Source organism: Novosphingobium sp. BL-S-21 (assembly GCF_055521655.1).
Genome location: NZ_CM145495.1, coordinates 1,319,778 through 1,337,628, shown reverse-complemented (window position 1 = coordinate 1,337,628; position 17,851 = coordinate 1,319,778). Strand labels below are relative to the sequence as shown.

Genomic DNA, 17,851 nt, shown 5'->3' with positions numbered 1-17,851 from the left:
CCGCACGCTGCCGACCTGTCCGAAACCGCGAGACCGCGGCTTCACCCCACCGGGGTGCGCTCATAGCGCCGCTTTGGCAGGGCGCATTAACCGAGGTTACTTTTCAGGATTTACGCTCGGTCCTCATTTGATACCTACCGATGTCTGATACTTATTGGCGAAGGCTGTCGGGCACGATGCCGCCATTCTTGGCAAGGCTGTCCATCACGGCGCGATGGAGGGCGATATTCTGTTCTGCCGAACCGTCTGCAGCGGCATGGACGCCCAGTTCGTCTGCGAGTTCCTTCCGCGCGGAGAGGCTGGAATCGAGATCCAGCAGTTTCAGCAGGTCGACGATGGAGGTCTGGTAATTGCCGCCATGGTCCGCCTTCATCGATGCCATTTCCTCAAGCACCGCGCCGACGTCCACGGGTTCCGCCGCTTCGGGCGCGGCTGCGGCCTGCGTGGGGGCGGGTGCCGCAGGGGCGTTTTGCGTAGGCGCGGGGGCGGCTTTCGCCTTGTTGCGATGGAAGACCTTGTCGAAGATATTTCCTAGCATTCCCATAGTCTTGCTCCTGCCTTGCCGGGACGCTCCGCGATCCTTGCGACCGAGAGCAGTCTGTCCGGGAACGCGCGGCGGACTGGTTGGTTCACGATGGAGCATAGTGAGGAAGAGGAAATCACCATGAAGCACCGGGTACTATACGCCGTCTCGTTCGCAGCACTGGCTCTCACGGCCTGCAAGAAGGAGGCTCCCGCCACGAATGACGTGGCCACGGCACCGGCAACGGAAGTGGTTCCCGGCGCCATTCCGGGGGCGGACATGCCGATGGGCACGGCCACGCAGACCCCTGCGCAGGCCTTCGCCAATGCCGCCGCCAGCAGCGACGCCTTCGAGATCGAGACGTCCAAGCTGGCCATGGCCAAGGGCCAGTCGGCCGCAGTGAAGCGTTTCGCCGAAAAGATGATCGACGCGCACACCCAGTCCACCGCCAAGCTGAAGGGCGTGGCTGACAAGCTGTCGCCCGCGATCACGCCGGACGCCGGCCTCAGCGACGCGCAGGATCAGAAGCTCGATGCGCTGAAGAATCTCACCGGGGCCGATTTCGACAAGGCCTATGCCTCGGCGCAAGTCGATGCGCATCAGATGACCCTCGACAAGCTGAAGGACTACGCGGCGAACGGCGATTCCGCGCCTCTCAAGGCTTTCGCGAAGGAACTGGTGCCTACGGTGACGGCGCACCTGAACATGGCCAAGGCGCTCTAGTTCGCGAGCGGACAAAAGGTTTTAACCGAGAGTTTCGGGCCGTTTCCAAGCGGAAACGGCCCGAAACCACGATTGCCATCGGTGGTGCGACGGGGCGTTTCCGTTCTGTCGTGATACCGCAATGCTTCGGGCTTATCCGAAGCGGATGATATTTGTCTGCTGCGCGCGCCGCACTTCTGCTAGAGTCTTCCTGTGAGCACCGCGATTCCCCACGACTTCCGCATTGGTGTCGATGCAAACGACATCGACTTCATGGGCCATGTGAACAACGCCAGCTACCTCAAGTGGGTGCAGGACGCTGTCCTTGACCATTGGCGCGCCTTTGCGCCTACCGAAGTGGTGGGCCAACATCTGTGGGTCGCGCTCAAGCACGAGATCACTTACCGCAAACCCACTTTCCTGGGGGACGACGTGATTGCCACGGTGCTCCTGGAAAAGGTCCAGGGTGCGCGGGCGTTCTACGAAACGATCATCAAGCGCGGTGAGGAAGTGCTGGCCGAAGTGAAGTCCAGCTGGTGCTGCCTCGATGCCGTCACACTCAAGCCTTCCCGTCTGGCACGCGACGTGATCGACCACTTCTTCGGCAGCGAGTCCTGACAGCCTGACCAGGTTTTTCCGGCGCTTCCGTGAAGGGCCGGTACTTGGGTCATCTGTCCACTCGTGGTATCAGCGCGCCATGTTTCCCGCCGCTATCTTGCTTCTGGCAGCGATGCCTCCGGCTTCTTCGTTCATAAAGGCGCACTCCGACCGGCCCATCGGTGAGGTTGCCGCCTGCGTGGAAACCGAGTTCGATGATGTCGGCGTCAGTGAAAATCTGTCGGTGGAAACCGGCAGGAAGGTGAATTTTCGCGTCGCCAAGGAAACCGATACGCCGACGAGCCCCTTGATGTCCTTCGAGGCGCGGCACGACGGCACGCTGGTTCTCTATGGTTTCGGGGACTGGAAGGACGCGGTGGAACCGATGTGGAAGAACCTGGCTCGGGAATGTTTTCCAGAGGTCCAGGGCACGGCGCCGAAACCAAAGCCCTGAAAACGGCCCGACCGATCTGCCTGGTTCATTCCACGGATCGCAGGGCCCCGAGTACCAAGGTGCGGTAGGTTCGCGAACGCAGGCCTGACGGGGCTTGCAGATCGAGGCGTTCGAGCGCTTCCTCCTCCTCCCGCGTCGGCGCGGTGCGAGCAAGTCCGCGCGCTGCGATGGCTGCCAGCGCGCCGGGGCGACCGCCGGTTTCGGACAGATGCTGCAGCGCGGGCACGAGCCGCTGCTCGACCGGCGTGAAATCGGTGCCGAAGGGATAGGCGGGAAAGTCGTCCCTTGGCAGGGCGTCGGCGATGCGCTGCGGAAGGTTGGACCGCCATTCCTGCGGGATGCGCCAATCCGCTCCGATTTTTCCGGCGCTTTGCGCTGCCTCCAGAAGTTCGTCCTGAAACCGGCTGTCGGCCACGGCGATCAGGCGCTGGATCACCCGCTCGTCGCTCATGCCGCGAAGGTCGGCCACGCCGTATTCGGTGACCACCACGTCGCGCAAGTGGCGGGGAATCGTCTCATGGCCGTAGCTCCAGACGATGTTGGATTGCAGCGACCCGTCGTGCAGCCGGGTGGCGGGCAGGGTGATGATCGAGCGCGCGCCGTCCAGTTCCATGGCCTGCGCGACGAAGTTGTATTGCCCGCCCACGCCGCTGACGACGCGGCCGTCCTCCAGCCCGTCGGAAACCGTAGCGCCGAGCAGCGTCACCATCATCGCGCTGTTGACGAAGCGGGCGTCGACTCGGGCGGCCCGCTTGGCCGCTTCGTCGCCGTAAAGCGCGTTGACCCAGGAGATTTCGCGCATATGGATGAGGCCGCGCGTGGCTTCGTCCATGTCGCGCAGCGCTGCATAGAAAGCGCGGGGACCGACGAAGAAACCGCCGTGCAGCACGGCGCCGTCGACTTCGCGCTTGACGATATCGGCCCGGATCAGTTCGACGAAGCCGTCGACCAACATCTCGGTGGGCGCATAGAGGCCGTGCTCGAAGGCACCCATCTCCACGGGCGGGCGCACTTGCCCGGCCACGAGCAAGGTATCGATGGCGCTGCGGAAACGGTCTGGCTGGTGCTGGCGCAGGATCAGCGAATGGGCCACGGCATCGCCGATCTCGCCGATGCCGATCTGCAGCGAGCCGCCATCCGCCACCAGCGAGGCGACATGGACCCCGATCGCGTGCTGCGCCGGGCTGACCGGCTGCTTGGGCGGCCCGAACAGGGGAAACCGCGTATCCGCACTGTCGAGGATCATGGCGAAAGCATCGGCGGGAAGGTCTGCCGGGCCGGGCATGAACGGCAGCTCGTCGTTGACCTGACCGACCAGCAGGAAGTCGGCCTTGCCCGCATCCCGATGGCGGAGCAGGTCCAGCGTCATGTCGCTGTTGCAGCTGAGGCTGAAGCGGTCCTCCCGGCGGGCGACGATCTGCGCGATCACGTTCACGCCCTGATCGAGCAGGCAGCGCACGGCATGGGTGTAGTTGGCCGAAATGTAGCTGCGCTGGGCCACGGCGTTGGTGAGCCGGCTGCCCGCCTGGAAGAAGAATTCGTTCACCTCGATGTTGGGCGGCAGGTCGCCCGCCCGCTGGGTGGCGGCATACGCAAATTCGGGATAGCCACCCATCGTGCGTGCGAACACCGGCTCAAGAAAGCGGCGTTCGAGGTCCGACCCCAGCGCGGGCGGTTCCAGCGTCAGCGCGGTGAAGATCACGAGCCGTATCGATGGATCGCCCCGGGCACGATCGAACAGGGCATTGGCGACATGGGGAGACTTGCCCAGCCCCAACGGCAGGCCCAGCACGATCCGCCCGCCGGTATGGGCAATGATGCGATCCGCGATCTCTTCCGGATCGGTGAGATATGCGGTCACTTCAGCGCGTCCCACCCCGCGTCCGGTTCGAAGCGCGGCCCATGCTTGGCGGCAAGTTCGGTGAGCGCCGCGACCACGTCACTCACGCCGCGTTCTTTGGCATAGTGCAGCGGGCCGCCGCGGAACGGCGCGAAGCCGGTGCCGAAGATCATCGCCGCGTCGATCACGTCGGGATCGTCGTTCACGCCCTCGCGCAGCACGGCGACGGCGGTGTTGAGCATCGGCAGGATCAGGCGGTCCGCCAGATCGGTTTCGGGCGCTGCGGCGCTTCCGTGCCGTGCACCGTGGCCCTTCACCGCCTTGCCGTCTCGCCAGACGTAGATGCCCTTGCCGGTCTTCTTGCCGAGGTCGCCGGCTTCCACCTTTTCCTTCAGCCATGGCGGGGCATCGGGCATCGGCCAGTCGAGTTCGCGCTTCAGCATCTCGGCAACGGCCAGCCCGATGTCGAGCCCCACCTGATCGGCCAGTTCCAGCGGACCCACCGGCATGCCGAAATCCGTCGCCGCCTTGTCGATGACTTCGGGGGCGAGCCCCTCGTCCATCAGGGTCAGCGCTTCGACCAGGTAGGGCGTCAGCACCCGGTTGACGATGAAGCCCGGCGCGCTCTTCGCGGGCGCGGGCAGCTTGCCGATGCGACCAACGAAAGCGCGGGCCTGTGCCGCGACATCCGCATCGGTGCCGTCATGAGTCACCACTTCCACCAGATCCAGCCGCGAGACCGGATTGAAGAAGTGAATGCCGACCAGCCGTTCGGGGCGCTGGAGCCCTTCGCGCAGTTCGGCCAGCGGGATCGAGGAGGTGTTGGTGGCCAGAATGGCGCCGTCCTTCATGCGCGGCTCGGCATCGGCGTAGAGCTTGCGCTTGAGATCTGCCTTCTCCGGCGCGGCCTCGATGACCAGATCGGCGCTCGTCACGCCGTGGCCTTCGGGATCGGGGATCAGCCGGTCCAGCGCGTCGCGGATCTTGAGCCGGTCGCCATGTGCGATCTTCTCGTAGAGCGCGGCCGCGCGGCCGATGGCCTTGCCGATCGGCTCGGGCTTCACGTCGGACAGGCTGGTGCGCAGGCCCTTCCACGCGCACCACGCGGCAATGTCCCCGCCCATTGCGCCCGCGCCGATGACGTGCACTTGCGCTATGCCGGAAGTCTTGCCGGCCAGTTCCTTCAGCTTCTGCCTCAGGAAGAACACGCGGATCAGGTTCTGCGCCGTATCGGTCAGCATCAGCTTGGCGAAGGAGCCGATTTCCGCCTGCTTCATGGCATTCAGGTCGCCGCCATGCTCCTCCCAGAGATCGATCAGCGCATAGGGCGCGGGATAATGCGCAGACGGCGCGCGGCCCTCGGCCTGCGCGCGCATCTGCCGGGCGGCGATGCGGCGTGCCGGGGCGCTGTCCTTCAGCCGTTCTACCAGACCCTGTCGCGCCTGCTCCAGATCGCCGCCGACAGCGGCTGCGATGGCGGCGGCGACATGGCGCTCGGGCACCACGGCATCGACCAGCCCCATGCGCCTGGCCTGCCGGTCATGGATCGACTTGCCGGTGAGCATGGCGCTCATCGCCTCGATCGGATCGCACAAGTGCGTGAAGCGCGCGGTGCCGCCAAGGCCGGGGTGGAGGCCGATCTGCACTTCGGGAAAGCCGAAGCGCGTGCCCTCCACGGCAATGCGCTGCGTGCAGGCGAGGGCCAGTTCCAGCCCGCCGCCCATGGCGTAGCCGTGCATGACAGCGATTGTCGGTATCGTCAGCGCGGCCAGCCGGTCGACCACCTCGTGCGCCGCCGCGATCCTCGCACGGATTGCGCCTTCGTCAGTGACGCCGCGAAATTCCGCGATGTCCGCGCCTGCAAGGAAGCCGTCCCGCTTGGCCGACCGGATGACGAGCGCCTTGGGCGCACGCTGCTCGACAAGGTCGAGGATGCGGGAGAATTCCTCCAGGACCGCTTGCGACAGGGTGTTGGTGCCCGTGCCCTGCTGGTCGATCACGGCCCAGGCCACGCCATCGGCATCGCGCGCAAAGCTCCAGTGCGTGAAGCCTTCGGTGCTTTCCGGGTGGTCGTGGGGAACGGGGCCGAGCGTCAGGTCGCGGTCGGCCAGATAAGTCCATACGGGATCGTTCATCGCGGCCTCCTTCATGCGCGTTCGATCAGCATGGCGCCGCCCTGGCCCCCGCCGATGCATTCGGTGGCGATACCCCGGCCGCTGCCCAGCCGCTCCATCGCCTGCACCAGATGGAGCGCGATGCGCGCGCCGCTGGCACCGACCGGATGGCCGAGCGAGATCGCCCCGCCGTCGACATTGATGCGCCCGGGATCGATAGTGCCCGCCGCGCCGTCCAGACCGAGCACCTCACGGCAGAAGCCCTCGTCCTGCCAGGCGGCCAGGCAGGCCAGCACTTGCGCAGCGAAAGCCTCGTTCAGTTCCCAGAGGTCGATGCTGTCCAGCGAGAGTTCGTTGCGTTTCAGCAGTGCGGTAGAGGCTAGCACCGGACCGAGGCCCATGATCGAGGGATCGAGCGCCGACCACTGGCTGTCGACGATACGCGCGCGGGGCTTGAGGCCATGGCGCTCCACCGCCGCTTCCGAGGCGAGAATGGTCCAGCAGGCGCCGTCAGTGATCTGCGAGCTGTTGCCGGCCGTGACTTTGCCGTAGGGCCGCTCGAACACGGGCTTGAGCTTGGCCAGCTTGGCAGGCTCGCTGTCCGGCCGGACGCCGTCGTCGTGGTCGTGGACGGTGCCGTCGCGGGCGAAGGCGGGTTCGAGTTCGCCTTTCAGCCAACCTTCCGCCTGCGCCTTCGCCAGCCGCTTGTGGCTCTCTACCGCATAACGATCCGCCGCCTCGCGCGAGATCGAGAAGAGGTGGGCGAGCACTTCGGCGGTCTGCCCCATGCCGAGATCGGTGATCGGGTCGGTCAGCCCGCGTTCGAGGCCGACGATGGGCTTGAGGAAATCGGGCCGGAAGTGGCTTGCGGCCTTGAGCGCGCCGAGCGGGCCGGCCTTGTTGCCCTGCATTTCCGCCAGCCATTCCACCGCGTCCTGCCGCAGCACCAGCGGGGCATGGCTCAAGGCTTCGGCTCCGCCTGCCAGGATCAGGTCGCTGCCGCCGTCGGCGATGTAGCGATAGGCCGTGTCCATCGCCTGCATGCCGGAGCCGCAGTTGATCTGCACGGTGAAGGCAGTGGTCTGCGGGCCGCAGCCAAGGCGCAGGGCGGCGACGCGGGCCGGGTTGGCCTCGTCCGCGATGACGTTCACGCAGCCCAGGATCACCTGATCGAAGGCCGTCGGCGTGAACGGCTGGCGCAGCAGCAGCGGCCGCCCGCATTGCACGGCCAGATCGACCGGCGTGAAGGGACCGGGGCCGCCGCGCGCCTTCAGGAAAGGGGTGCGGGCACCGTCGACGATATAGACCGGGCGGCTCATTCGGCGGGCTCGGCAATGCGCGGGGTGGCCGTTTCGTGGCCGGACTGGTCGAGGTCTTCGGCCGCAAAGTCGTCCACCGCGATCACTTCCGCCACGGCCGCATCGGCGGCGCGCAAGCTCTCCAGTTCCCCATCGGTGATGAGGCCCTGTTCGTGCGCCTTGTCCAGATCGCGGATGCGTGCCTTGCGCAGGCGGTCGTGGACGGGCTGGGTCGCCACGGTTTGCTGGAAAGCGTCGGTCAGGCGGCCGACGGCCTCGTCCGCCCCCCCGATATAGACGTTCTCCACCAGCCGGTCGCGCGCGGCGCAGGGTTCCAGCAGGATGTCCGCGCACTGGCGGATCGTGCGGTCCGACGGGCCGTTGCGACGGCGGCCGAACGGCTGGATGAACAGGCGCAGCATCCAGCCGACCGGACGGGCCGGGAAGTTGGCGATGATCTCGGCAAAGCGCTGCTCGATAGTAGCGAAGCCGCTTTCCATGCACCAGGCCAGCAGCGGCAGGTCTTCGTCCTGCCGGCCTTCGTCTTCCCAGCGCTTGAGCGCGCCGGACAGCAGGTAGAGTTCGGAAAGCACGTCACCCAGGCGGCCCGAGAGCAGTTCGCGCCGCTTGAGTTCGCCGCCGAGCGTCAGGAACGAAATGTCCGAAGCGAAAGCGAAAGCGGCGGCATAGCGGCTCATCTGCCGGTAATAGCGCGTGGCCTTGCCTGCCCTGGGCGCGGGGGCGAACCTGCCGCCGCTCCAGCCGCGCACGAAGGCGCGGATCGCCGTCTTCAGCGCATGGCCGATGTGCTTCCACAGCACCTGGTCGAAATTCGCCAGCGCCCGGCCGCGATTGGCATCGCCCACGGCGCGGATTTCCTCCAGCAGGTAGGGGTGCGAGCGGATCGCGCCTTGTCCGAAGACCATCAGGCTGCGGGTGAGGATATTGGCGCCTTCCACCGTGATGCCCACCGGAATGGCGCGGTACTGGCTGCCGAGGTAGTTGCGCGGTCCTTCTATGATCGCCTTGCCGCCGTGCACATCCATGGCATCGTTGATGACGACGCGCATCCGCTCGGTGGCGTGGAGCTTGAGGATCGAGGAAATCACCGCCGGGTGGTTGCCCTGGTCCAGCCCGGCGCACGTAAGCCGCCGCGCGCCGTCCAGCAGATAGGCGTTGCCGGCGATGCGGGCGAGGCGCTCCTGAATGCCTTCGAACTTGCCGATCGGCAGATTGAATTGCGAGCGGACGCGGGCATAAGCGCCGGTGGTATGGGCCGCGAAAGCGCCTGCTGCCGCCGAGAGCGAAGGCAGCGAGATCCCGCGCCCGGCCGCCAGCGCGCTCATCAGCATCTTCCAGCCCTGGCCGACGCGCTCCGGCCCGCCGATCACGTTTTCCAGCGGGATGAACACGTCATGCCCTTCGTTGGGACCGTTCTGGAACGTTTGCATGGAGGGGATGTGGCGGCGGCCGATGGTCACGCCCGGCAGCTCCGTGGGCACGAGCGCGACTGTGATGCCGATATCGTCCTGATGGCCCAGCAGATGGTCGGGATCACGCAGCTTGAAAGCCAGGCCGAGAATGGTCGCCACCGGCCCCAGCGTGATGTAGCGCTTGTGCCAGTTGAGGCGGATGCCCAGCACGTCCTCGCCGTTCCATTGGCCCCGGCAGATCACGCCCTCATCGGTCATCGCGGCGGCGTCGGACCCGGCCTCGGGGCTGGTAAGCCCGAAGGCCGGCACTTCGCGCCCTTCGGCCAGGCGGGGCAGCCAGTGCTCCTGCTGCTCTTTCGTGCCGAAGCGCAGGATCAGTTCGCCCGGCCCAAGCGAATTGGGCACCATGGCCGTCACTGCAGTGGAGACCGAGCGCGTGGCGATCTTGCGCACGATTTCGCTATGCGCGAAGTTGGAAAAACCAAGGCCGCCGTGTTCCTTGGGGATGATGATGCCGAAGAACTTCTCGCGCTTCAGGAAGTCCCAGGCTTCGGGCGGCAGGTCGCGGGTTTCCCAGGTCATGCGCCAGTCGTCGATCATGGCGCAGAGCCTGTCGACCGGGCCGTCCATGAAGGCGCGTTCTTCTTCGGTCAGCGTGGCTGGCGGGATCGCCAGCAATTGCTCCCAGTCCGGATTGCCGGTGAACAGCGCGGCGTCCCACCAGGTATTGCCTGCGTCGATCGCCTCGTTCTCCGTGGCGGACAGTGCGGGCAGCGCGGACTGAACGAGCGAAAGAACCGGACGGGTGAGGATTTCGCGGCGGGCGGTGGTCATGATATGGGTCGCGGGCGACATCGGGCAGGCTCCTTCTCCTGCCCGGCACAACGCCTCTGCACGGCGAATTGCTCCCGGGTCCGTCTCAAGTCAGCCTCGCGCAGACCCGGCTTCAGGACTTGCGCCGCAGTTCCTCGGGCTTATGCGCCGCTTTCTTGCCCGACTTGTCGCTCTTGACGATATATTGCGGGTCGTCCGGCGTGGCGGCGACCTTGTGGCGCTTGATATGCGTTTCGGTGGTCTGCTTCTTCTGGACAGTGCCGTGTGTCGCGCCCTGGCTGGTGTCCCACTCCACCTTGTCGCCTTTCTTGAATTCCTTCGTCATGGCGCTGTCGCTCCTGCTCGCGGATATTCCCCGCCAACGCCCGCCGCCGGGTCGGCGTTCCTGTTCGTCCGCTCCTTTCGCGCCTGTGCTTGGGTGCTGGGAGCTTGATGGCGGCCATGGTTTGCGCATATGCCGGGAGGATCACGAGTGGCCCATCCGCTGCCGGGTCATCTGAGAGGTCTTCCATGCCCCTAGTCAAGAAATCCGCGCTGGCCGCCCGCAAGACGGCCCCCACGGGCTCCGGCACCGATCCGGTCACCCAGCAGCCGGTGCCGCGCACGACCGCGGCATCGGCCCGTGGAGGGCGGCGCGCGGTCACCGTGCTGGAACGGCTGGACGAGGCGACGCAGGAACTCGCCAGCGGGCTTACCGAGGCGGCAAGCGCTGCGGGAGAACTCCAGCGGGCCGCCGATCACATTTCCGTCTCGGCCGAAGAAGCGGCAGGTGCGGCCCAGGAATCGCTCGGGCTGATCGCCAGCCTGCGGGGCAATTTCCGCGAATCCAGCGAGCGCGCGGGTGCTGCGCAGCGGCACATCGAACTGGTGCAGTCGGGCTTTGCCGAAGCGGCGACGCAGATCGACGCTTCGGTTGCCGCGATCGTCCTGAATGGCGAACGGCAGCTGGGATCGGTCCAGCTTGTCGAGAAGCTGGAGGCCACGGCCGCGTCGATCATCGCGATCGGCGGCACGGTGGCGGACCTTTCGGAGCAGACCGGGATGCTGGCGCTCAACGCGGCTATCGAGGCGGCGCGCGCCGACGAGGCGGGAAGGGGCTTCGCGATCATCGCCGACGAAGTGCGGGAACTGGCCGACGATTCGGAGCGGAACGCCGCGGAAATCCGCAGTCTGGGTGACAGCATCGTCTCCGAAATCCGCCAGGTGGCCGAGCGCATCCGCCGTGCCGCCACGGTTGCCATCGGTCAGGCCAATGGCGGGCGGGCGCTGGTGAACGATCTTCAAGAGGCGCGCGGGCGGCTGTCCTCGCTCGGGAAGGGCGCGCAGGATATCGCGCTGGCCGCCATGGAGGCCGACGGTGCCGCCACCGAGGCGGAGAAGGGCGCGGAGCAGATCGCCGCCGCGGCCGAGGAGCAATCGGCGGCAGCAGCAGAAGCGCGGCAGGCCGTGGAGCAGCAGGCGGCCTCGCTGGAGCAGAGCCAGCAGACCGCCGAGACGCTGGCAGTGCTGGCAGACCGGCTTTCGGGCGAAGTCGGCGGAGAGAGCGCCGGGCAGGGCCAGGAAAGCGGCGCGGCCGAGCAGATCGCGGCGGCCGCCGAAGAGCTTTCGGCCACCGTGCAGGAACTGTCCGGCGCGGCGGGCGAGATCCTCGTGGCCATCGAGCAGATTTCGCGCGGCGCACAGATCCAGGGCGCGGCTACCTTGCAGGCCAGCGCGGCGATGGTGCAGATCGAAAAGGCGGCCATATCCGCGCAGGAACGCGCGGAAGAGGCCAGCACGGGCATCGCCGCAGTGATCGCCACGACCGAGCAGGGCAGCACCCAGGTGATGGCCCTGGTGTCCGGCGTCACCGAAAGTGTCGAGGAAACCCGCGCGGTGCTGTCGTCGCTCGGCACGATCGGCGACACCGGCCGCCGGATCGAGAAGATCGGCGACGGGCTGGCCCTGGTCGCGCTCCAGACCAACATGCTCGCGGTCAACGGCGCGGTGGAAGCGACCCGAGCGGGCAGTGCCGGCGCCGGTTTCTCGACCGTGACCGGCGATATTCGCAAGCTTGCGCGAGAGGCGGCAGCCAATGCGCAAGACGTCAAGGACGCGGTGCGCGCCATCCAGGACCACTTGACCCTCGTACGCAGCGATCTCGACCAGATCGTGGGCGCCGCTGAGACCGAAGGCGGGCGGAACCGCGCGATGATCGAGCGTTTCTCCGTCATGGCCGAAAACCTTTCCGAGACCGGGCGCGGAAATGCCGCCATTCTCGGCGGAGCGCAGGCGATCCTGCACGCCGTGCGCGAGATCCGCAGCGGCAGCGACCAGATCGCCTCGGCCGCCGAACTCGCCGCAGGCGCAGCCCGGCAGGCCAGCGCTGCCGCCCGCCAGCAGGCGCAAGGCGCGGAGGAACTGGCGGCGGCGATCGAGGACATCGCGGCGCTGGCCGTTTCGCTCGACCGCGGCGCCTGATCGGTCCGTGTCCGCGCGGGCGGCGGCCGAAAGCGAAGATACGGTTCTCAATTTCGTGGCGGGCGGTCGGCGAATGGCCCTGCCTGCCCGCCTGGTTCGCGAAATCTCGGCTCTGCCGCGACTGACCCCGGTGCCGTTCGGTGCCGCCAGGTTGCTGGGCCTTGGCAACTTTCGGGGGCACATCCTGCCCGTTCTCGCGCTCGGGGATGCCAGGAATGGGGCCGGCGAAGGGGCGCCCGCGCGGGCCTTGCTGCTGGACGGCGCCCGGCCGGTGGCGCTGGCGGTGGATGCCGTGCTCGGCCTGAGCGCTGGAGGGGATGGCGAGAACCTGGACCTCGATGCGCTGCTCGTGGCCAGTTTCCCGGCTCCGGAGCGACGCGCTGCGCGCCATGCACCGCTGCATGCGGAGCGCGGCGAAGCGGTTCGGGACGAGCGCCTGGCACTTCTGGTCATGGATCTGGCCGGCCAGCGCTTCGCCTTGCCCGCCGATCAGGTGCAGGAAGTGCTGACGAAGCCCGCCGATCTTGCCGTCGTTCCCGGAGCGGCGGCAACGGCGCTGGGGGCCATCGAACATCGCGGCAGCCTTTTGCCACTGTTCTCGCTGGCCCGCCTGCTGGGTTTCGAGGCCGAAGTCCCTGCCGCGCGCGAGCAGGTCGTGGTCGTGCGCGTCGGCGCGGGCCGGGTGGGGCTGGTGACGGAACGGGTGCGCAATGTCGTTCATGTCGAGCATGGGCGCCTGGAGCCGGTGCCGGGCGTGCTGCTGCGCGGAGATGCGGAGACCTCGATCCAGGCGATCTGCCGTCCCGGTTCGGGCGAGCGCCTGATTTCCGTGCTCGATGCCGAACACTTGCTCGATGCCGAGGCGGTGGCCGGGATGGAGGCGCTTCCCGACTTGCCGGATGTGATCCCGGCGGCTGTGGAGGCGGAGAGCGCCTACCTTGCCTTGCGAGCGGGTGGAAACCGGCTGGCGATGCCGCTCGGCTCCGTGGAAGGGGTGGCGCGGGTGCCGGTTCTCTCGGCCATTCCCGATGCGCCGGGCTGGCTATCAGGCATGGTCAATGTGCGCGGGTCTGCAGTGCCGGTGATCGACGTTTCCATGCGGCTCGGCGGCGGATCGGTGGCGGAACGGGAGGGCAGGCGCCTCGTGCTCGCGCGGCAGGGCGGGGATGTCGTCGGCCTGCTGGTCGAACGCGTGGACGGCCTCATCAGGCTGACGAACGCGGCCATCGAGCATCCGGAGGCCGGCGGCGAGGCGGACGCGATCTTCGAGGGTTATGTGCGCCTGGCCGATGGTGCCGGCGCGGGAGAGCGCATCGCCCTGCTGGTCTCGCCCCTGACCCTGATCGACGCGGCCGGGCGCGATCTGCTGGAGGCGGTGCGTTGACCGCGATCCGGCTGCTGATCGTCGACGATTCCGCGCTGATGCGCAAACTGCTGGTCCAGCTTTTCCGCGAGGACGGCGGGTTCGAGATCGCAGTCGCGCGCGATGGCGCCGAGGCGCTGGCCATGCTCTCCACTTTCGCGCCCGATGTGGTGACGATGGACGTGCACATGCCGCAGATGGATGGGCTCGCCTGTCTCGACCGGATCATGGTGGAGCGGCCCTGTCCGGTCGTCATGGTCTCGGCACTGACGCAGGAGGGCGCCGACGAGACGCTGGAGGCGCTGTCGCTGGGCGCGGTCGATTTCGTGGCCAAACCCGAGGGGCCGATCTCGCTGGAGATCGACCGGATCGCCGACCCGCTCGTGGAAAAAGTGCGCGCGGCGGCGTCTGCGCGCCTGCCGCGCTTCGTGCGTCTGGCCGACCGCCTGCGGGCAAGGGCTCATGCGCGCGCTTCTGCGATGAGGGCCGGGCATGCCGCTGAGACGCAGCTTGTCGGGAGGGAACCGGCCCAGCTGCCGGGCGCCGAGCCGCTGGACGGCATTTCCGCGGTGATCGTCGGTTCCTCGACAGGCGGCCCGCCCGCGCTCGATGCCTTGCTGCAGCCGCTGCCGGCGGATTTTCCCTGGCCCATCGTCATCGCGCAGCACATGCCGGCCAGCTTCACCGGGCCGCTCGCCCGCCGGCTCGACCGGCAATGCGCGCTGACCGTCAGCGAAGTGACCGGCGCCGTGCCGCTGCTGCCGGGGCATGTCTATATCGGCCGCGGCGATGCCGACGTGATCCTGTCACGCCGCCGGGGAGAGGCCTTCGTGCTGGCCGCGCCCGCCCGCGCCGACCTGCCCTGGCACCCGAGCACGGACCGGCTCGTCGAGTCCGCATGCGATGTGCTGGGCGCCGAGGCCCTGGTGGGGGTACTGCTCACCGGCATGGGCAACGACGGGGCGCAGGCCATGGCGCGCATGCGGCGCGAGGGTGGCCGTGCGATCGCGCAGGACGCCGACAGCGCCGTCGTCTGGGGCATGCCGGGGGCGCTGGTCGCGCTGGACGGCGCCGACCTGATATTGCCGATGGACCGCATCGCCGGCCAGTTGCTCGACTGGGCCGGCGCATGACGGAAACCGGAACGGGCCTTTCGCCGGGTTCGGGCGTCGAGAATGCCGATATCGCGCGCATCAGCGACTTGCTGCGCGGCTGGACCGGCATGACTTTCGGCCCGAAAAAGACCTATTATATCGAGCGCCGACTGGTGGATCGGATCCGGCGCACCGGATCGCCCGATGTGCGCGCCTATTTCACCCGCCTCCTGACCGACGCGGAGGAACGGCAGCAACTGATCAATGCCGTCACCATCAACGAGACCTATTTCTTCCGCGAGGAACACCAGTTCGCGGCGCTCGCCAATACGATCCTGCCGGAACTGGCGCGCACGCGCATTCCCGGCGACCGCATCCGTATCTGGTCGATGCCCTGCGCAACGGGCGAGGAAGCCTACTCCATCGCGATCTGGCTGCTCGAATTCTGGCCGCTGGTGGATGCCTATAACATCGAGATCGTCGGCTCCGACATCGACACCGCCGCGCTCGCCGCCGCGCGCGAGGGCGACTATGGCGAGCGCGCCGTGGCCCGCATGCCCGAAGAACTGCGAGCGGCCTATTTCGAGCGGGACGAGCGGCACTACCGCCTGATCGCGGACTTGCGCGAATCCGTGCATTTTGCCTACGCCAATCTGATCGACGCCAGTTCCATGGCCGCACAGGGCCAGTTCGACGTGATCCTCTGCCGCAATCTCCTGATCTATTTCGACGAGGCAGGCAGGCAGGTGGCGGCGGACAACTTGCATGGCGCGCTGCGCCGGGGCGGCTATCTTTGCCTGGGTCACAGCGAATCGATGACCCGGATCGACGATCGCTTCAATCTCGTTCGCCTTGACGACGCGATCGTCTATCGTCGCTCATGATGGACGAATTGCTCGAACAGTTCCTGATCGAGGGACGGGATCTCGTGGCGCAGGCGCAAGGCGATCTGGTGGCCCTGGCGCGCCAGCCCGAACGCCGCGACGTGCTCGACAGCCTGTTCCGCGCGGTCCACACCCTGAAGGGCTCGGTGGCCCTGTTCGAAATGGCGCCCGCCGAGCGCCTGCTGCACCGTGCCGAGACGCGCCTGGATCAGGCCCGGCGCGGCGATGCGGTGCTGACGGCGGAAGACTTCGACGGCTTCGTGGCAACGGTGGACCAGGTCGACCGCTGGATCGACGATGTGGAACGCGACGGCCGGCTGCCGGCGGATGCCGAGACGCGCAGCCTTGCGCTTGCGGCCTCGCTGGATGAAGCGGAACACCCGGCGGCGGCGCCGGAAACGACCGGCGAACTGCCGGACTGGACCGCGCCGATTGTCCGCAGCGCTGCCGCGGCGGATGGAGCCGGTGCCATGTCCGCCTTCCGCTACAGGCCCGATCCGGATTGCTTCTTTCGCGGCGAAGACCCCCTGACCGTCGTGCGGGCGGTGCCGGGCCTGCTGGCGATGGAACTGCAACCGGCGCCGGACGCGCCGGACCTCGCGCAGTTCGAGCCGTTTCGCTGCGCGATGCATCTGCTGGGACTCTCCAGCGCCGAGCCGGACGATGTACGCGCGGCCTTTCGCATGGTGCCCGATCAGGTCGAGGTAGTGCGGCTGCGCCAGGGCGAGAGCGAACCCGGCGCGGCGGAAGCGGCCCCGGCCGACCCGGGCGAGGGCGGCGGCATGCTGCGCGTCTCGGCCTTGCGGCTCGACGTTCTCGCTGCCGAAGTGGGCCAACTCGCGGTGGCGCTCAATGCCCTGGAGGCGACGGCAGAGCGCGCGGCGGTGACGGACCGCGCGCTGGCTGCCGAGCTGCGCCGCGTTCAGGGCGAGCTGTCACGCGCGCTGGGGCGGCTTTCCTCGACGGTGGCCGAAGTGCGCCGGGTGCCGTTGCAGCCCGTCCTGCGCCGCCTGCCGCGTCTGGCGCGCGAACTGGCCGCCTCGCTCGGCAAGGACGTCCGGTTCGAACTGGCCGGCGAGGGGGCGGAAGTGGACAAGCAGGTGGCGGACGCCATCTTCGAGCCGCTGCTCCATCTCGTGCGTAACGCCATCGACCATGGCCTCGAAAGCGCCGAGCGACGCGCGGAGGCCGGCAAGCCTGCCACCGGGACCGTCCGCTTGAGCTTCCAGCGCAGCGGAGACCATCTCGCGGTCGCGCTTTCGGACGACGGCAAGGGCATCGATGCCGCGGTAATCCGGCAGGCGGCGGTGGCTCGCGGCCTCCTGGACGAGGCGGCCGCGGCAGCACTGACGGATCGCCAGGCCCTGCGACTGATTTTTGCGCCGGGCTTCTCCACCTCGCAAGTGGTTACCGACGTGTCGGGCCGGGGGGTGGGCATGGACGCCGTGCAGCGCGCGGTCGAGCGGATGCAGGGCTCGATCGAGGTGGAGAGCACGCTCGGCCAGGGCACCGATATAGCCATCCGCCTGCCCCTCACGGCAATCCTGACGCGCCTAATTACGGTGCGTGTCGCCGGCGAGCGCTATGGGCTGCGCATGGACCAGATCCACGAGACGCGGCGCATCGACCCTGCCGAGATCCAGGAGCTTGGACATGGCCGCGCCTGCGTGATCCGCGACCGCACGGTGCCGGTCTTGTCGCTGGCGGCGCTGCTGGGCCACGAGGACACGCCGGGGGGCGAAGCGGCGAGGCTGGTGGTGACCGGAGCGGCAGGCGAGCGGATCGCGCTGCGCGTAGACGCCGTGGGCGAGCGAATGGATGCCGCCGTGCGCGAGCGCTCCGGATTGCTCGCCGCGATGCCGGCCATCGGCGGCACTGCCGTCGATGCCGATGGCGGGGTGCTGCTCGTGCTTGATCTGCCGGAGCTGCTGTCATGAGCATCGTCATGGAAAGCGATATCGTGCGTCTGGTCGGGGCCTGCCCGGTCGAGGATGCGGAGCCGCTGCTTTTGGCGCTGCAGGACGATCCGCAGCGCGTCGTGGACGTCTCGGCCATGGAAGGCGCGCATTTCGCGGTGTTGCAATTGCTGGCGCTGTTCGCCCGGCGGATCGAGGGGGACTTTGCCGATCCCCTGCTTCAGCGCCTGTCCTTTGCCGCACCGCAACCGCCGGCTTTGTAATGAAAGTTATACCCGCCTTCAGGTTCGCGCCCTATAGGTCGGGAAAATCGCCCTCGCGGGCAGCACCATGAGCAGC

Annotated in this window: 15 protein-coding genes; 9 read left to right on the top strand and 6 right to left on the bottom strand. The window is 67.7% G+C overall.

The features are described from left to right. Positions 1-151: 151 nt before the first annotated feature. Complete coding sequence (locus tag ACZ1J6_RS05270) at positions 152-544, bottom strand: DUF3597 family protein (RefSeq protein ID WP_431567202.1); 393 nt, start codon at positions 542-544, stop codon at positions 152-154. 120 nt (positions 545-664) lie between these two features. Here ACZ1J6_RS05270 and ACZ1J6_RS05265 point away from each other — a divergent pair, with 120 nt between their 5' ends. From ACZ1J6_RS05265 to ACZ1J6_RS05255, 3 genes are all read left to right on the top strand, one after another. Further along, entirely contained in the window at positions 665-1,246 is a 582-nt protein-coding gene (locus ACZ1J6_RS05265) for a DUF4142 domain-containing protein (protein ID WP_132265963.1), read from the top strand. A 192-nt stretch (positions 1,247-1,438) separates the two neighbouring features. Then, a complete protein-coding gene (locus ACZ1J6_RS05260) occupies positions 1,439-1,843 on the top strand; it encodes an acyl-CoA thioesterase (protein WP_132265961.1) in 405 nt (134 codons plus the stop codon). Positions 1,844-1,922: 79 nt separating this feature from the next. Then, positions 1,923-2,276, top strand: a complete 354-nt coding sequence (locus ACZ1J6_RS05255) for a hypothetical protein (RefSeq protein WP_431567704.1) — start codon at positions 1,923-1,925, stop codon at positions 2,274-2,276. A 25-nt stretch (positions 2,277-2,301) separates the two neighbouring features. Here the strand turns inward: ACZ1J6_RS05255 and ACZ1J6_RS05250 are convergent, their stop codons facing one another. The 5 genes from ACZ1J6_RS05250 to ACZ1J6_RS05230 form a co-directional block, all read right to left on the bottom strand. Next, positions 2,302-4,137, bottom strand: coding sequence for an acetyl-CoA hydrolase/transferase C-terminal domain-containing protein (locus tag ACZ1J6_RS05250; RefSeq protein ID WP_431567703.1), 1,836 nt, complete (start codon positions 4,135-4,137; stop codon positions 2,302-2,304). Beyond that, complete coding sequence (locus ACZ1J6_RS05245; RefSeq protein WP_431567702.1) at positions 4,134-6,251, bottom strand: 3-hydroxyacyl-CoA dehydrogenase NAD-binding domain-containing protein; 2,118 nt, start codon at positions 6,249-6,251, stop codon at positions 4,134-4,136. The genes ACZ1J6_RS05250 and ACZ1J6_RS05245 overlap by 4 nt, the downstream gene beginning before the upstream one ends. Positions 6,252-6,262: 11 nt before the next feature. Beyond that, complete coding sequence (locus tag ACZ1J6_RS05240) at positions 6,263-7,549, bottom strand: acetyl-CoA C-acetyltransferase (protein ID WP_431567701.1); 1,287 nt, start codon at positions 7,547-7,549, stop codon at positions 6,263-6,265. Next, complete coding sequence (locus ACZ1J6_RS05235) at positions 7,546-9,816, bottom strand: acyl-CoA dehydrogenase (protein WP_465127067.1); 2,271 nt, start codon at positions 9,814-9,816, stop codon at positions 7,546-7,548. Before ACZ1J6_RS05235 ends, ACZ1J6_RS05240 begins: the two co-directional genes overlap by 4 nt. Before the next feature lie 91 nt (positions 9,817-9,907). Further along, positions 9,908-10,120 carry a hypervirulence associated TUDOR domain-containing protein gene (locus ACZ1J6_RS05230; protein ID WP_132265955.1) on the bottom strand — a complete coding sequence of 71 codons (213 nt, stop codon included), beginning with the start codon at positions 10,118-10,120 and terminating at the stop codon, positions 9,908-9,910. Between the two features lie 185 nt (positions 10,121-10,305). Here ACZ1J6_RS05230 and ACZ1J6_RS05225 point away from each other — a divergent pair, with 185 nt between their 5' ends. The 6 genes from ACZ1J6_RS05225 (at position 10,306) to ACZ1J6_RS05200 (ending at position 17,775) form a co-directional block, all read left to right on the top strand. Then, positions 10,306-12,255 carry a methyl-accepting chemotaxis protein gene (locus tag ACZ1J6_RS05225; RefSeq protein WP_431567699.1) on the top strand — a complete coding sequence of 650 codons (1,950 nt, stop codon included), beginning with the start codon at positions 10,306-10,308 and terminating at the stop codon, positions 12,253-12,255. A 73-nt stretch (positions 12,256-12,328) separates the two neighbouring features. Further along, the gene (locus ACZ1J6_RS05220) at positions 12,329-13,639 is read left to right on the top strand and encodes a chemotaxis protein CheW (RefSeq protein ID WP_465127066.1); all 1,311 of its coding nucleotides are present in this window, start codon (positions 12,329-12,331) and stop codon (positions 13,637-13,639) included. After that, positions 13,636-14,751 (top strand): chemotaxis-specific protein-glutamate methyltransferase CheB, encoded by a 1,116-nt coding sequence (gene cheB / locus ACZ1J6_RS05215; RefSeq protein WP_431567697.1) that lies wholly within the window; start codon positions 13,636-13,638, stop codon positions 14,749-14,751. The genes ACZ1J6_RS05220 and cheB overlap by 4 nt, the downstream gene beginning before the upstream one ends. Next, positions 14,748-15,596, top strand: coding sequence for a CheR family methyltransferase (locus ACZ1J6_RS05210; protein ID WP_431567696.1), 849 nt, complete (start codon positions 14,748-14,750; stop codon positions 15,594-15,596). Before cheB ends, ACZ1J6_RS05210 begins: the two co-directional genes overlap by 4 nt. Beyond that, entirely contained in the window at positions 15,593-17,533 is a 1,941-nt protein-coding gene (locus tag ACZ1J6_RS05205) for a chemotaxis protein CheA (RefSeq protein WP_465127065.1), read from the top strand. The genes ACZ1J6_RS05210 and ACZ1J6_RS05205 overlap by 4 nt, the downstream gene beginning before the upstream one ends. Continuing rightward, the gene (locus ACZ1J6_RS05200) at positions 17,530-17,775 is read left to right on the top strand and encodes a hypothetical protein (RefSeq protein WP_431567694.1); all 246 of its coding nucleotides are present in this window, start codon (positions 17,530-17,532) and stop codon (positions 17,773-17,775) included. Before ACZ1J6_RS05205 ends, ACZ1J6_RS05200 begins: the two co-directional genes overlap by 4 nt. Positions 17,776-17,851: the final 76 nt, after the last annotated feature.